A 15,293-nucleotide genomic window follows, 5' to 3' on the forward strand; every position below is an offset into this window, starting at 1 on the left:
AACTGGCCGGTGTGGCCTTAGCAACAAAGGGCGCGCGCAATGATTTGCGCGCGCCCTTTTTTATTTACTGTATTTATGAGACTGCAATTCCCGCATAACTTCCATTGAGGCTGGGTACAGGATATTTCTTTATGTTGGCCTTGCGGGAGCTGGCCGTGGTGCACGTGGCGGCGGCTTAACGGGCGTTGGTGTCATCGTTGGTGTGATGGTGGGGGTCGGCGTTGGCGTTGGCGTTGGCGTTGGCGTTGGAGTAGGCGTTGGCGCTGGATTTGAGCAGCCAAATAGCGCTAATGTGGAAGCGGGTAGGTTGTTTGCTATGAGCCATTGGCACAACGGTGACATTGTAGGTGTCGGCGTCGGTGTCGGCGTAGGTGTAGGCGTCGGCGTAGGTGTCGGTGTCGGTGTTGGAGTGATTGGCGTTACCGTACACGTTGAAACTGCATCAGGCGCGCTCGGATTGCGTTGGTAAATCTGGCTAATGTCGCGATCATCGCGCACATTAAACGCAGCAACGGCCCGGATCGCTTTGGCGGGTGCAAATGCTTTCGAAATCAGCGGCTGATAGTCGTATTCGATTTCAACGAAGATAACCGCATCACCCGCGCTTGCCGTGATTTCAGCCCCAGCAGGACCAAGCCCGGTCAGCGTCGTCGATTGCCCCGTGCCTGCCGGGCCGTATCGCGATGGAACGGCTTTACTGCCCTTGCAGCGTTGCCACAGGATGTATTGCTTGTTGGTGGTTCCCGGAACAACCTGGAGGCTGCTAATCGTAATCCGTCCGCGGCGCATGATATCAAGGCTGTTGGCCTGGACGTTGGCTCCTTCGAGCAGATCGTTGATATCACTTTCATAGATCTTCAGATCTTCAAGCATTGACGTATCGCCAATCCGCGAGCCGTTGTCGGCAATCTGCATGGCCAACTGGCTGATTTGCATGTTTACCATGGCAATGTTGCCCAGTTCGCCTCCCCACATGCCAAGGCCCAACAGCATCGGCAGGCCCAGCGCGAATTCCATCGCTGCCGTCCCCGAGACGTTGGTGCGCAATTGGCTGAGTTTGCGTGTCACTTTTGAAAACCGCTTGTTCATGTGCATGTCCCTGGCTTGGCACGGCTTCTTTGTGAATCGTAAGGCTGGTTGCGGAGCACGGTCTTGCCAACTTGCGTGATGTTTCGTGGCAATCCGGCCAGCGTAGCCATTGGGAAAGGACGTTTGTAGGTGACGGTAACGGTATAAAGCACCGCATCGCGCGCGCCACCTATCCCATTTGCACCCCGATCCTGATCCCACGTTCCGCTACCATTGGCATCCTCGAACGGTTCTCCGGCATCGCAGCGGCCGTTCCTGTTAACGTCCGTAAAGTCTTCAGGCAGGCCTACCTTTGAAAAGTTGGCATAGGATTTACGGCTGAATGTCACCGTCGCTTGGGGGACGACAGATCTGACCTGCTTGCGAACCGCATTATCCATCAAGCTCCAGCTGGCTTGCCCGCCTTCCACGGTGGACTTGCGTGCGGCCTGCTGGACAGCGCCTTGCAAAGTGGCATTTGCGTAAATCGAGAAGCCAATATCAAACATGCCCATGATGACCATGATCAGCATTGGTGCGATGAGGGCAAACTCGACAGCCGCTGCGCCATCTGTTTGCCGCACAACGCGGCGCAGAAGATAAGCCTGTTTCATTCCGAAAGCCTCAGTGAACCAATCGACTTGGAGATGGTGAGGAAAGCGGTTTGGAGTTCGCCAGCGTTTGAGGCGCTAAACGAGCGGCCCGGTCCGGCGCATTGAGACATGATCGGGTTAACCGTGGTGCCAAAGGCAATCAGCCAAACCGTGATGCGCTTCTTTTTTGCCTCTTCACAAGCAAATGCAAAACGCTTCTCCACTGTCTGCGTAAGGGTAAGCGCAGATCCTTCTCTCCAACGCCGTTGCGAAAGCGGTTCAAGACCATAGGCACCATAGCTGATATCGAAGGGCTCAGTCTGTCCGTCTGTCATGAAGATCAGGTGGCGGCTTGTAGGCTTGCTGGCAGAAGCATCAGCATTCTCAGAAGCGAACAACCCGGTTGGCGATAGCAGCCGTGCTGCCCAGAGCATGCCGATATCGTGATAGGTGTTGCCGGCCGCAGTCAGCCCATCAACATAACGGTTAAACTGATTGGTGTTCCACGTTTGCAGTTTTTCAACAGCCGTCGGGCATGGCGAGAAGCCGATGCTTGCAGGATGTAGAAACTCGGCATGTGTCGAGACTTCAGCGATTGACCAATGACCATTGTTATTCACATCCTTTGCACGGCCATAGACCATGCTGGAATACATGGGACGCCATTGCGTGCTTGTATCATTCGTTGGTACGAGATCGATATCGAGGTCTTTTGCGCGGCTCAGGTCGACGTTGCCATAATCCGATATTTCATATGTGGAACGCTCTTCCATGCAACCGGCAGTTTGTCCCTTCCAATTGTTGGTGGCAATTTGGACGTCTTTATACACCCATTGAGATGTTGTTGTGGTTACCGGATATCGAGTAACAGTATAGCGATCAACGTAGTTATTAGCATGCCATGTTTTTAACGTACAACTACTACCGGATAGACTATACCAATTGTATTTGCCATTCCTCGTCCGTGTCGTTTCGGTAACAACGCGGAAACCATTTGGATTGGTGACAGGAGTGCGGGAAATCTCACGATGAGACCAGGTTTCACTTGGGCTTTCCCATGGACCTGCAGGACACCACCAGTAACCCGGCGTACCACCTGAACTTCCAGATGAAGTTTGGCCTTCAGCAATTGGCCCTCCTCCTCCTCCTGGTTGTCCTGAGTGCCAAAATGCATTAATCACATGACCAACGGTCTCAGTACCAGAGCCTGAAACATAGACAGTATTGCTGTATTCATCAACATCCCGAACCGGCCCTTCTATTTCCGTCCATACTCGCGATGGATACGTCCATTGATTAACTACCCAGTCGTTTCTCAATATGCCTCCAACATTGACATTCGTAGAATAGGGTACAAACCCATAACGAATGCGACTTGTAGAGGACTTAGCAGTTTCCATTGTTGTGTAGAAATCCTTCACAACGGTTTTCATAATGCTAAGCCGGCTACCGTTGTCACCGGGGTTCGTGCCAGACATCGATCCGGTAACATCCAGCGCCAGCATAATGTCAGTGTTAGGCACACTTAGCTCGGCCTTGCATGTGGCGCGCAAAGAAATGTCCCGCTTGCCAAACATCTTCATCACATCGGTGGGCACGACCACGGTCGCAACGCCGCTGATGGATGAATCGCTTTCAATCGCAATCTGAAAATTGCGATTTTTGGTGTTGTAGAGCTTGTCTGGGAAGTTGACGTTGAAGAACCGGTTGGCCTTCGTTGTGATGGCCGCGCCATGCGCATTGACCGAGAAGTTTGGCGTTACCGCCAACTCCTTGCGTGCCGCCAAGGTTCCGGAGTCGCATGCTTGTTGCAACCGCGATTGGACCGAATACGCTCGCCCCATATCGAGGCCAGACCCGACTAAGGCAAACAGCGGCACCACCGCAAATGCCATGATCATCAAGGCATTGCCGCTGGTATCGCTGCGCAGCGATTTGATTGTGCGTTGCACCTTACGCAATATCGCTGGTGCCTTACGCTTACTGACGAGCCGGGATATGAGATTGTTGTGCATTGGACTGCACTAACGGCAAATGCGTAATACATTGGATAAGGTCTCTGGTTAACATCCAGTAAAAATAGGCAATCGAATGAGAGTTATCGCCACTGTTCAGATTAACATTTCGGTTGCATATTGGTGGGCGGGGATTTTGTAATTGATCGTATGGTTTTCATTTTTATAATGATAACAAATACTTAATTTTTCAGATAACGTTGTTCGTGCGGATAGGTTGTATTGGATTTGTTTTTTTAAAAATGAAGGAATATGAATGGTTTACATTCTTTCCTTTCCGATTAGGAGGCGCACCTTTACGGAACGGCGTCGCCGTTGCCCATCACTCCCAAGGTTGTTTGTTAATGCCCGACCCTGCGCCACACACCCCCGATGTTCTGGAACCGGTTGAGCGGCTCGCTTTGGCTTATGCTGATCGCCAGGCGCGCGTAGCGTGGGAAGCACTGCTTTTGTTGCAACATCGCCTTGAAGACGCGGCAAGGCCGGGACGGGATCCGCTGATGATCCAATTGCGTCTGGCATGGTGGCGTGATCGTCTGGCAGAGCCTGCTGAGCGCAGGCCCAAAGGTGAGCCGTTGCTGGTACGCCTGGCAGGATGGAGCGCCGAAGCGCCAGCGCTGATCGGCCTGGTCGACGGTTGGGAGGCCAAAGTTGTTGGCGAGGATGGTGGTGCGGCTTTGGCAGAAGCGACCATTGCCGCTTATGAGGCGCTAGGCCGACTGGTTGGCGAAAAGGATGCCAAGGCCGTGCGCGTCACAGCAGAGCGGCTGTTGCAACCCATTGCGTATCGTCAGACCTTGCCCAAACTCTCGCGCAGGATGCGACCTTTGTCGGTTCTGGGTGCGCATGCTGAGCGCGTGACGCAAGGCGAGGCGACGCGCCCTTGGGCAAGTTTTGCAGCATTGTTGCGGATCGGGCTGTTGGGACGGTAAAATCCTGCCAAAGCGGTACGATCTCTCGGTGCCGCAAGCCACGCTGAGGCGCTAGGTTCACTCCTCAACAGAGGAGAATTGGCCATGCTGCGCGGATTGCTGGGAGGGCTGGCAACACTTATGCTGGTGGCAGCTGGTGTGTTCTGGTGGCAAGGGCGTGCCGAAACAGGATTTGGAGCTGCCCCGGTATTGGCGGTGGAACAAGCGTCGGAGGCGGTGCCGGATGATTTGCCTTCGGCCGATGTCGATGGCCTGATGGGCGTCGCACCGCCCGAAGCCACCGAAGTGGGGCGCGAAACCAAGCGCTTCAATATGCTCGACAAAGACCGCGACAACCGGATCACCCGCAACGAAATGCTGGCTGCCCGCGCCAAGGATTTTCGCAAACTCGATAAAGACGGCAATAACTTGCTCACCTTTGAAGAGTGGGCACATACCACGGTCGATAAGTTCAAGTTCGCCGACGGGAATGGCGACTTGTGGCTGAGCCGTGAAGAGTTCGCAACGACTCGGCCCAAGCAGAAGCCCAAGCCGAAGTGTTCCTGCAAATAACGCGGTGCATCACATTTTATGGCAGGGTGGCAATCCATCCCGCCATATCGGCCTTGCCGCGTTCGGTATAAGCCTCTTTGCGCGACTTCTTTTTCACATCATGCAGCGGCGGGAATAGCCCGAAGTTGACGTTCATGGGCTGATAGGTCTCGGCCACTGCATCGCCGGTGATGTGCGAAAGCAGCGCGCCCAGTGCGGTTGTGGGCGGCGGCGGTGTCCAGTCGCGGCCAGCGATCTGCGCTGCGGTCATCAGGCCTGCAAGCATGCCGACCGAGGCGCTTTCGACGTAGCCTTCGCAACCTGTGATCTGCCCGGCAAATCGGATGTGCGGGGCAGAGTTGAGGCGCAATTGCCGGTCAAGCAGCGTTGGGGAGTTGAGGAAGGTATTGCGGTGCAAGCCGCCAAGCCTAGCGAACTCGGCGTTTTCGAGGCCCGGAATGGTGCGGAACACGCGGACCTGCTCTGCGTGTTTCAGCTTAGTCTGGAAGCCCACCATGTTCCAGATCGTGCCAAGCTTGTTGTCCTGCCGCAATTGGACCACGGCATAGGGCCAGCGCCCATTGGGGTGTTCGGGCGTGGCCCAATGCGGATTGTCTAGGCCAACGGGTTTCATCGGGCCAAAGCGCAGCGTTTCAACCCCGCGCGACGCCATGACTTCAACCGGCATGCAGCCGTCAAAATAGGGGGTGTTGGCCTCCCATTCCTTGAACTCGGTCTTCTCGCCCGCCAGCAATTCTTCGCGGAAGGCAAGGTACTGGTCCTTGGTCATCGGGCAGTTGATGTAATCCCGCCCGTCACCGCCCAATGCAAGCGAGGCTTCGGCGCCCTTGTCCCAGCGCGAGGCCATCCACGCCACGTCCATATTGATGGAATCGCGATAGACGATGGGCGCGATAGCATCAAAGAACGCGAGGCTGTCAGCACCGGTTGCCGCGCCGATGCTGGTGGCTAGGGAAGGGGCGGTGAGCGGCCCTGTCGCAACAATAGTCAGGCCATCTGAGGGCAGAACGTCGATGCGTTCACGCACGATCTCTAGCGTCGGTTGGGCGGCGAGCGCCGCTTCCACCGCTGCGGAGAATACATCACGATCCACCGCCAAGGCTGAGCCCGCAGGTACGCGGGCTTGTTCGGCTGCGGCCATGAGCAGGCTGCCGCAATTGCGCATTTCGTGGTGGAGCAGGCCGACCGCGTTTTTCTCGTGATCGTCGGAACGGAACGAATTGGAGCAGACCAGTTCTGCCAGACCATCGCTATTGTGCGCCGCCGTGGTATCACCGCCCCCGCGCATTTCGGATAGCCGCACGCGGATGCCACGCCGCGCCAATTGCCAGGCCGCTTCACTTCCGGCCATTCCGCCGCCGATGATGTGTACTTGATGCGTCATGGCTCTGCCCTTGGCATTGCAGCGGCGTTGCGGCAAGACCGTCCTATGGGTTGGAAGGAAGGGACCAAGTGCCGAAACGCGCGCTGATCGAGAAACGTCCTTGGCTGGTGGCAAGTCTTGTCGCGGGCGTCAGCTATTGGCTGGCGGCCAAGGGCCACGTTCCCGGCCTTTGGCTGATCTTGTGGAAAGGCGCTGGCGTGGCGCTGATGGCGGCATACGCATGGGCACATTATCCCTCGCGTGATGCCCACCTAATCGCCCTTGTCATGGCTCTTGGTGCTGTTGGCGATATGCTGCTTGAGGTGTTCTTTACCGCCGGAGCTGTGGCGTTCTTTCTGGGGCATTTGGCCGCGATTTTGCTCTACCTGCGGCATAGGCGGGAACACCCCACTGCAAGCCAAAAGGCCGCCGCTGTAGCAACTTTAATAGGCGTGCCGCTGATCTCATGGCAATTGACGCACGCGCCAGAGGTTGCGTTCTATGCGTTAAGTCTTGCCGGGATGGCTGCTTCAGCATGGTTGAGCAGTTTTCCCCGTTATCGCGTTGGTCTGGGGGCGATGATGTTTGTGGTGTCTGACTTGCTGATCTTTGCGGGCATGGGGCCGTTGGCGGGTAGTTCGGTGCCGGACATGCTGATCTGGCCGCTGTACTATTTCGGACAGTTTCTGATCTGCACGGGCGTTATCACCACGCTGCGGGGGCGGGGGGAGTTTGGTATTGCTCAGCCAATTCGTGATGCCCGCGAAGGATGAGGCCGATCAACCGGCCACTGGCGTCAAGACATTGCCGTCTGCATCACGCTCCAAAGGACCATAGGCCAACACTACGTTCAGCGGTAAATCCGTATAGATATGGGGGAACAACTGCCCGCCGCGCGAAGGCTCCCACTTTACCGCATCACCCAGTGCTTCGAGATCAACAGCCACGACATGCAGATCTCTCTGCCCTGCAAAGTGCTTGTCGACCGTTTCGGTCAATTGGGTGAGGGTCGACAAGTGGATATAGCCATCGGCCAGATCGATAGGCGCGCCTTTGAATAGCCTGGCGTCCTCTAGTTCCGCCATTTGGGGGCCGGTAAGCACTTTGTAGGCAACGGCGGGAAGATCGCTCATTCTGGAGCGTTCTCACCGCCATCAGTTTCGGGAATGCCCGCTTCGCCCTCAACCTCGTCACCTGCTTCGGTGTCTTCGGCAAGGCGGACCGCGCTGACAACGTGTTCGCTGCCGGCCACGCTAAACAGCCGCACGCCTGCCGAGCCACGGCCAATCACGCGCAACGAAGCCAAGGGCAGGCGGATTAGCTTGGCCTGATCGGTTACCAGCATAAGCTGATCGGCCTGAACGGCAGGGAAGCTGGCGACCACCGGCCCGTTGCGGGCGATGTTATCAATATTGGTGATGCCTTGGCCACCGCGACCGGTGCGGCGATATTCGAACGCCGAGGACAGCTTGCCATAGCCATTGGCGCAGACGGTAAGGATGAACTGCTCACGCTCCGCCATAACGGTGTAGCGCTCCTGATCGGCCATCTCGCCTTCCTTTTCACCCTTCCACGGGGCGAAGCGCAAGTATTCCTCACGCTCTTCAGGCGTGGCGCCGACGCGGTGGAGGATCGATAGCGAAATCACCTCGTCATCGCCCTTGAGCGTCATGCCGCGCACACCAGTGGAGGTGCGACTTGTGAATTCGCGCACTTCATCGCCGGCAAAGCGGATGGCCTTGCCCGCACGGGTGGCGAGCAGGACATCATCGCTGGCTTCGAGCAAGGCAACACCGATCAGGCGATCCACATTGGGCGCACCATCTTCATCGGCATCAAACTTCATTGCGAACTTGCCGTTCGACGGGATGTTGGCAAACGCGTCCATCGAGTTGCGGCGCACGTTGCCCTTGGCGGTAGCGAACACGACCGAGAGCTTGCCCCATTCGGCCTCATCCTCGGGCAGCGGCAGCACGGTTGCGATCGTCTCGTCCTTGTCGAGCGCCGGGAGCAGGTTGACCACCGGGCGACCGCGCGTGGTCGGCCCGCCTTCGGGCAAACGCCAGACCTTCAGGCGATAGACTTTGCCTGCGGTCGAGAAGAACAGCACCGGTGTGTGGGTGCTGGTGACGAACATCGTGCCGACAGCATCTTCTTCCTTGGTCGCCATGCCGCTGCGGCCTTTGCCGCCCCGGTTCTGCGCGCGGAAGGTGGAGAGCGGGGTGCGCTTGATATAGCCATCAAGCGTGATCGTGACGACCATGTCCTCACGTTCGATCAGGTCTTCGTCTTCGATGCCATCGGCGGCGGGCATGATTTCGGACACGCGCGGTGTGGCGTAGGCTTGGCGGACTTCGAGGAACTCCTCGCGCATCACGCCATAGAGCTTTACCCGGTCAGCCAGGATCGAGAGGAATTCGGTAATGGCAATGGCCAGTCCTTCCAGTTCCCCACCGATATCATCGCGGCCCAGCGCGGTAAGTCGGTGCAGGCGCAGTTCAAGGATAGCGCGAACCTGGGTTTCAGACAGGCGATAGGTGGCGGCATCGGCCACCCCGATGTCTTCGATAGCCTCAACCAATTTGATATAGGGCGCGATTTCACCCATCGGCCATTCGCGCGCAATCAGCGTTTCGCGGGCAGCGGCGGGGTTGGGCGAGCCACGAATGATCCGCACGACTTCATCGAGGTTGGTCACCGCGATGACGAGACCAAGCAAGATATGCGCGCGATCGCGCGCCTTGTTCAATTCAAACTTGGTGCGGCGGGTGATCACTTCTTCGCGGAAACGCACGAAGGTTTCGATGATGTCCTTGAGGTTCAGAACCTCGGGACGGCCACCACGGATCGCCAGCATGTTGGCCGGGAAGCTCGATTGCGCAGGCGTGTTGCGCCAGATCTGGTTGAGCACGACTTCGGGCGTGGCGTCGCGTTTGAGTTCGATGACCACACGCACACCTTCGCGGCTCGATTCGTCGCGGATGTCCGAGACGCCTTCGATGCGCTTGTCCTTGGCGGCTTCCGCCAGCTTTTCGACCAGACCGGATTTACCGACCTGATAGGGAATCGAGGTGAGCACGATAGCGCGGCGATCACCACGGGTTTCTTCAACCTTGTGGCGTGCGCGCATGATGATCGAACCGCGGCCCTCGTGGTACGCCTTGCGCGCGCCCGAAAGGCCGAGGATCAGCGGTGCTGTTGGGAAATCTGGCGCCGGGATGATCTGGATCAGCTCGTCGATCGTGATCAACGGGTTGTCCATATAGGCCAAGCAACCGTCGATCACTTCGCCAAGGTTGTGCGGCGGAATGTTGGTGGCCATGCCGACCGCGATGCCGCCAGCGCCATTGACCAACAGGTTGGGGAAGCGCGCGGGAAGGACTTGCGGTTCATGTTCCGAGCCATCGTAGTTCGGCGTGAAATCGACCGTGTCTTTTTCAATATCCGCCAGCAGCGAATCCGCCACTTTGGCCAAGCGCACTTCGGTGTAACGCATTGACGCCGGTGGATCGGGGTCCATCGAGCCAAAGTTGCCCTGACCATCGAGCAGCGGCAGGCGCATTGACCAGTCTTGCGTCATGCGCGCCAAAGCGTCGTAGATCGCGCTATCGCCATGCGGGTGATACTTGCCCATCGTATCGCCGACGATACGCGCCGATTTGCGATAGGCCTTGGTCGAGACGAAGCCGTTTTCGTGGCTGGTCCACAAGATGCGACGGTGAACCGGCTTCAAGCCATCGCGCACATCTGGCAGCGCACGGCTAACGATCACGCTCATCGCGTAATCGAGATAGCTGGTCTTCATTTCATCGACGATGTCGATCCGCTGGAATTCGCCTTCTGGCGCAGGGATTGGGGGGTCGATGATGGTGATATCGTCGCTCACTGTGGTGGCTTTTTCATTTTTGTTTCAAGGATGGGTCAAGGCTCTAGGCCAATTGACCGGTGATGACCAGCAACACAGGCAAGATGCCCCGGTTTTGGCACCGGTTTTCCACACTTGCGACGGATTGCCTGAATATTGGGGTGAGGAGCCATTCAATCACCGTTCAAACAGAAAAGGGTAGCGCTCACCCCGTTGCCAAGGTTAGAAATCCGCGCCACTAGCGGGTATAGCCAATGGTGAGAGGACCACGGATGCTCACGGCGCAAGGCAGGGTCGCCCCGCCGCTGCATCCGGTCGAACAGGAGACGATTTTTATGCGTGCTACTTTTGGGTTGATTGGCAAGACGGCGATGGCCCTCGTGCTCGCCACCAGCATCGGTGCAGGCGCGCTGACTGTGGGCTCCACGGCAGCGTTTGCAGCAGAAAAGAAGCCAAAGGAAGTTAAAGCGGCATACTCGAAAGAGTTTATTACAGCGGCAGGACCGATCCAGAAGACCGTGACCGCGCTTGATGAAGCCAAGAAGAAAGGCGCAACGCCGGAAGCCCAGAAGGCTTTGCTGGCCAGCGCAGGGGCTGAGCTAGCAGCAGCTGAAGCTACGATTTCGACACCACTTGACCGCATGGCCGCTGGTGGCTGGGCCGTGAGTATTGGTGGCGTTTTGAACGATATCGGCATGCGGCAGCGCGGCATGAAAAATATGCTCGACAGCGGGATGGTTCCCGAGGCTAGCGTGAACGATTATCAGTTCTACCTCGGCAACTTTGCCTATTCGAACAAGGATTTCCCGGTAGCGATTGCAGCGCTGACCACGGTCGTGCAGGCAAATTACAAGGACGATACCGCTGCGGAGCTTCTGGCTGACAGCTATTCCCAGCAAGGCCAGAATGCACAGGCGCTTGACGCGTTGCGCAACGCGCTGACAATGCGCAAGGCCGCTGGCGGCGTTGTGCCTGAAGCATGGTTCAAGCGCGCCAACGTGATCGCTTACAAGAACCGCCTTGGGCCGCAAGCCATCGAATGGTCAACGATGATGGTTGAAAATGATCCTACCGCACTCAATTGGTTGGGCGCAGCCCAACTCGTGCGGGAATTCGGCACCTTCACCAATCAGGAATCGCTCGATCTTGGCCGGTTGCTATTGCGTTCGGGCGGCTTTCAGAACGATCCGAAGTATGTCGAGCGCGAGTATATCGAATACATCGAAGCTGCCGACCCCCGCCGTTTCCCCGGCGAAGTGCTCAAGGTTGCTGAAATCGGGGTAAAGGCAGGCGTATTGCGCGCCAACGACCCGTTCGTGGCCGATGCTATGGCCCAATCAAAGGGCCGTATCGCAGCAGACAAGGCTTCACTGCCAGCGCTGGACCGTGAAGCACGTGCGGGCAAAGATGGCCGTAGCGCTGTAGCCATGGCAGATGCTTACCTTTCGTACGATGAACCAGCCAAGGCTGAGGAAATGTACAAGATGGCAATCGAGAAGGGCAATATCGACAAGGATCGCGCGCTAACCCGTCTTGGCATCGCACAGGTTGATCAGGACAAGTTCGCGGATGCAAAGGCTACCTTTGCGCAGGTTGGTGGCGCCCGTGGATCGCTCGCGCGGCTGTGGTCAGCATTTGCGACCACGCAAGCGCGTCCGTAATTCAAAGCCTATGTAACGGAAAGGGCGGCCTGTGCGGGCCGCCCTTTTTGTTCCTCGACGTTGCGGTTTTATCCAACCGACGCGAATTCGCCTGTTGTTTCATCAAGAATGTGCAGCAACCCGTCCGAAATAGCGAAATAAGCCCCACGCAAGCGGATTTTGCCGCTGGCTTCTTTGCTTTGCACGCATGGGAACGTACGCAAATTGGCGAGACTTGCCCGAACACCAGCCAATTCCATTTCACGTTCTGCTTTACTGCCAGTCGCGCCGTGCGTGTGAACGACTTGTTCGCGTGCATCGTCGAGCAGGGAGATCCAGTCCGCGATGAAACCACCGTGGCCGGGCTCAGTGCCTTTGAGGCTTTGGTTGAGCGCCGCTTTGCAGCCGCCGCACAGACCATGGCCCATGACGACGATTTCTTTGATCTTTAGCACTTGCACCGCAAATTCAAGCGCGGCTGAAACGCCATGATGACCGGGAGTTGTTTCGAAAGGGGGCACCATGGCTGCGACATTGCGCACCACAAAAATCTCGCCGGGATCGACATCGAAAATCTGGGCGGGATCAACCCTGCTATCAGAGCAGGCAATGATCATTGCCGACGGTTCTTGACCGGTGTTAAGTTCTGCCCAGCGTTCAAGCTTTGGATGCCACGCGTTTTCACGAAAGCGGTGGTATCCGGCAATCAGCCGATCGAGTTCTGCTGAGGTATTCAGGTCCATACCTTATGCTTATGGGTGTATCGATTGGGTCTTTCAAGTGAATGCAGTTGCGCCTATCTGTTCGTGATGAACGACTTAGCCAACTCACCGGCCATCCAGCCGCAGCGTCAACGCAAGCCTGACTGGATTCGCGTTAAAGCCCCCACCAGCAAAGGCTACGGCGAAACGCGCAATTTAATGCGCGAATTGGGTCTCAACACAGTGTGTGAAGAGGCTGCTTGCCCCAATATCGGTGAATGCTGGACAAAAAAGCACGCCACAGTGATGATTCTGGGCGATGTATGCACACGCGCCTGCGCATTCTGTAATGTGAAGACCGGCATGCCCCGCGCGGTTGACCCGCTGGAGCCGATGAACGTGGCTACAGCGGCAGCAAAGCTGGGCCTCACCCATATCGTGATCACCTCGGTTGACCGGGATGATTTGCCCGATGGCGGTGCTGGCCACTTTGTCAAAGTCATCAAGGCGCTGCGCGAAACCACGCCGGATACGACGATTGAGATTCTCACGCCCGATTTTCGGAACAAGATGGAAGCGGCGGTTGAAGCCATCGTCGATGCAGGGCCTGATGTTTACAATCACAATCTGGAAACTGTGCCGCGCCTTTATCCAACCATCCGCCCAGGCGCGCGATACTATGCCTCGCTGCGCCTGCTGGAACAGGTCAAACGCCACAATCCGCACATCTTCACCAAATCGGGCATCATGCTGGGCTTGGGCGAGCAGCGGCTTGAAGTGCATCAGGTGATGGACGACATGCGTTCGGCACAGATCGATTTCCTGACAATGGGGCAATATCTGCAACCGACCCCCAAGCACGCCAAAGTGATGGAGTTCGTCACGCCAAAGGCATTCGACGCTTTTGGCTCGATCGCGCGTGCCAAGGGCTTCTTGCAAGTTGCCGCTACGCCGCTCACCCGGTCGAGCTACCATGCAGGCGACGATTTCCGGCAAATGCGGGCGGCGCGCGAAGCGCAGCTTGCCAAAGCGGCATCCAAGGCCTGAGGCAAAGGACCGCTACTCTTGCCGCATATCGCTGAAACCCGTGAACTGCCGTGGTCGGCCGAACAGATGTACGATCTGGTTGCAGACGTGCGGCGCTATGCCGAATTTCTGCCGTGGGTTGTGGCAACGCGGATCAAGTCTGATGACGAGACGGTGATGATCGCCGATATGCTGGTTGGCTTCAGCGCATTGCGGGAAAAGTTTACGTCACGCGTGCTGAAAGACCGTAACCGGTCGATCAAGGTGGAATATCTTGAAGGCCCGTTAAAGAACCTTGCGAACGACTGGACCTTTACCCCCGCACAAGGCGGTGGGTGCCGCATCGATTTCTCAGTCGATTTCGCGTTTCGCAATGCGATCTTTGAAAAGCTGGCAGGGCAATACCTTGATAGCGCGTTTCGCAAAATGGTGGCGGCGTTCGAAAAGCGCGCGCTACAGCTTTACGGTAGCAGCAGTTCCAACGCCACCAGCGTTGCCTGATAGCGCACATCGGCCCGGGTTATCGCGTTTTCGAACAACTTGAGTTCTGCGTTTGTGGCCTCAGGATCTTCGCCGCGCTTGGCACAGGCAAACACCACAGTCCCGACAGGCTTTTGCTCAGAGCCACCATCCGGCCCGGCAACGCCGGTAATCGCAACGGCAACATCGGCACCCGATTTCTTCAGCGCACCTTGGGCCATCGACCACGCAACGGCTATGGAAACAGCGCCAAACGTATCAATAACATCCTCAGACACGCCAAGAAGCTGGACCTTGGCCTCGTTTGAATACGTGACAAACCCACGGTCAAGCACGGCGGAGCTGCCCGGCACTTCGGTCAACGCTGCGGCAACCAGACCGCCTGTACAGCTTTCTGCTACAGCCAGTTTGCGGCCAATGGCAGCGTTTTCCTCGATTACACGGCGCGCAAGGATGCCAATTTCGGCGGGAAGAATACTATCCATGATGTTAGTTTGCAGCCTTGCAAATCGGTAGAGACGCCGGCTTGCCGTTCTTCGGCTTGTCTGCGAGCACTACGACAAATGTGATCAGCTCCGCGGTGTTTTCGGCCGGAAGCGGGGAAAGGATACGTACGCCGCGTTCAATGGCGGTACACTGGGTAGGCTTTATTTCGCCGCCTACCAACTCGGAAACCATCGCCTCGACAAAAGGTTGCAGCGCGGCGTCTGGTAAGGCCTTCAAAGTCTCATTCATTGATGCATCTTTGGTACCGCCAAGCTTCAGAAAAGCGTTTTTGGCGATTGGCCAATTCGTGTCCTTCCGGGCAGAATACTGACCTGCAAATGCCGTTCCCCGTGTCGCGAAAAATCCGCTTGGTGATAGATGCGGTTTACACGCCTTCATGGTGCCAGTGATTACCGAGGGCAGGGCATAGCCCACCAGGCCGCTGACCTCTGTCTCTGTCAGGCAATTGTCTGCATTGGCAGCGGCATAAGCAATTTGACCCTGCACAAGAGCCACAGCAGCGCCAAGGATGAAGACTGTCCGGGATATTTCCATCACTCCACTCCTCGACG

General features: G+C 56.9%; 15 protein-coding genes. 6 read left to right on the forward strand and 9 right to left on the reverse strand.

Translation table 11 applies throughout. From position 1 onward, the window contains the following. Nucleotides 1-129 precede the first annotated feature (129 nt). Genes IP81_RS20450 through IP81_RS19750 form a run of 3 tightly spaced genes read right to left on the reverse strand, consistent with a single transcriptional unit; the run spans nt 130 to nt 3,613 of the window. Nucleotides 130-1,089: a hypothetical protein gene (locus tag IP81_RS20450; RefSeq protein ID WP_054108324.1), complete on the reverse strand. Its 960-nt coding sequence runs from the start codon at nt 1,087-1,089 to the stop codon at nt 130-132. Further along, on the reverse strand, nt 1,086-1,682 hold the full coding sequence (locus tag IP81_RS12565; RefSeq protein ID WP_054108325.1) for a TadE/TadG family type IV pilus assembly protein: 597 nt from the start codon (nt 1,680-1,682) through the stop codon (nt 1,086-1,088). The genes IP81_RS20450 and IP81_RS12565 overlap by 4 nt, the downstream gene beginning before the upstream one ends. Then, nucleotides 1,679-3,613 carry a TadE/TadG family type IV pilus assembly protein gene (locus tag IP81_RS19750; RefSeq protein ID WP_231626784.1) on the reverse strand — a complete coding sequence of 645 codons (1,935 nt, stop codon included), beginning with the start codon at nt 3,611-3,613 and terminating at the stop codon, nt 1,679-1,681. Before IP81_RS19750 ends, IP81_RS12565 begins: the two co-directional genes overlap by 4 nt. A gap of 407 nt (nt 3,614-4,020) precedes the next feature. On the opposite strand from IP81_RS19750, the gene IP81_RS12580 reads away from it, so the two are divergent. Both IP81_RS12580 and IP81_RS12585 read left to right on the forward strand, forming a co-directional pair. Beyond that, nucleotides 4,021-4,608, forward strand: a complete 588-nt coding sequence (locus tag IP81_RS12580; RefSeq protein ID WP_054108328.1) for a hypothetical protein — start codon at nt 4,021-4,023, stop codon at nt 4,606-4,608. A gap of 84 nt (nt 4,609-4,692) precedes the next feature. Further along, the gene (locus IP81_RS12585) at nt 4,693-5,160 is read left to right on the forward strand and encodes an EF-hand domain-containing protein (RefSeq protein ID WP_054108329.1); all 468 of its coding nucleotides are present in this window, start codon (nt 4,693-4,695) and stop codon (nt 5,158-5,160) included. 16 nt (nt 5,161-5,176) lie between these two features. On the opposite strand, the gene trmFO is transcribed toward IP81_RS12585, so the two are convergent. Next, on the reverse strand, nt 5,177-6,544 hold the full coding sequence (trmFO, locus tag IP81_RS12590) for a methylenetetrahydrofolate--tRNA-(uracil(54)-C(5))-methyltransferase (FADH(2)-oxidizing) TrmFO (RefSeq protein ID WP_054108330.1): 1,368 nt from the start codon (nt 6,542-6,544) through the stop codon (nt 5,177-5,179). 68 nt (nt 6,545-6,612) lie between these two features. On the opposite strand from trmFO, the gene IP81_RS12595 reads away from it, so the two are divergent. Further along, nucleotides 6,613-7,296: a lysoplasmalogenase gene (locus IP81_RS12595; protein ID WP_054108550.1), complete on the forward strand. Its 684-nt coding sequence runs from the start codon at nt 6,613-6,615 to the stop codon at nt 7,294-7,296. A gap of 6 nt (nt 7,297-7,302) precedes the next feature. Here the strand turns inward: IP81_RS12595 and IP81_RS12600 are convergent, their stop codons facing one another. Then, complete coding sequence (locus IP81_RS12600) at nt 7,303-7,656, reverse strand: DUF952 domain-containing protein (protein WP_054108331.1); 354 nt, start codon at nt 7,654-7,656, stop codon at nt 7,303-7,305. Beyond that, on the reverse strand, nt 7,653-10,391 hold the full coding sequence (gene gyrA, locus IP81_RS12605) for a DNA gyrase subunit A (protein ID WP_197274633.1): 2,739 nt from the start codon (nt 10,389-10,391) through the stop codon (nt 7,653-7,655). Before gyrA ends, IP81_RS12600 begins: the two co-directional genes overlap by 4 nt. 332 nt (nt 10,392-10,723) lie before the next feature. Here gyrA and IP81_RS12610 point away from each other — a divergent pair, with 332 nt between their 5' ends. Further along, a complete protein-coding gene (locus IP81_RS12610) occupies nt 10,724-12,049 on the forward strand; it encodes a lipopolysaccharide assembly protein LapB (RefSeq protein WP_231626578.1) in 1,326 nt (441 codons plus the stop codon). A gap of 68 nt (nt 12,050-12,117) precedes the next feature. On the opposite strand, the gene IP81_RS12615 is transcribed toward IP81_RS12610, so the two are convergent. Beyond that, nucleotides 12,118-12,771: a carbonic anhydrase gene (locus tag IP81_RS12615; RefSeq protein WP_054108334.1), complete on the reverse strand. Its 654-nt coding sequence runs from the start codon at nt 12,769-12,771 to the stop codon at nt 12,118-12,120. Between the two features lie 66 nt (nt 12,772-12,837). Between IP81_RS12615 and lipA the strand changes: the two genes are divergently transcribed. Both lipA and IP81_RS12625 read left to right on the forward strand, forming a co-directional pair. Continuing rightward, the gene (gene lipA, locus IP81_RS12620) at nt 12,838-13,776 is read left to right on the forward strand and encodes a lipoyl synthase (RefSeq protein ID WP_054108335.1); all 939 of its coding nucleotides are present in this window, start codon (nt 12,838-12,840) and stop codon (nt 13,774-13,776) included. 18 nt (nt 13,777-13,794) lie between these two features. Further along, a complete protein-coding gene (locus tag IP81_RS12625) occupies nt 13,795-14,256 on the forward strand; it encodes a type II toxin-antitoxin system RatA family toxin (protein WP_054108336.1) in 462 nt (153 codons plus the stop codon). On the opposite strand, the gene IP81_RS12630 is transcribed toward IP81_RS12625, so the two are convergent. Together IP81_RS12630 and IP81_RS12635 are read right to left on the reverse strand one after the other, a co-directional pair. Beyond that, the gene (locus IP81_RS12630; protein WP_054108337.1) at nt 14,217-14,720 is read right to left on the reverse strand and encodes a CinA family protein; all 504 of its coding nucleotides are present in this window, start codon (nt 14,718-14,720) and stop codon (nt 14,217-14,219) included. The genes IP81_RS12625 and IP81_RS12630 overlap by 40 nt on opposite strands. A 4-nt stretch (nt 14,721-14,724) precedes the next feature. Beyond that, nucleotides 14,725-15,276 carry a hypothetical protein gene (locus IP81_RS12635; RefSeq protein WP_054108338.1) on the reverse strand — a complete coding sequence of 184 codons (552 nt, stop codon included), beginning with the start codon at nt 15,274-15,276 and terminating at the stop codon, nt 14,725-14,727. Nucleotides 15,277-15,293 lie beyond the last annotated feature (17 nt).

Origin of the sequence: Novosphingobium sp. AAP83, from assembly GCF_001295795.1 — a bacterium.
Taxonomy (GTDB): Bacteria; Pseudomonadota; Alphaproteobacteria; order Sphingomonadales; family Sphingomonadaceae; genus Novosphingobium.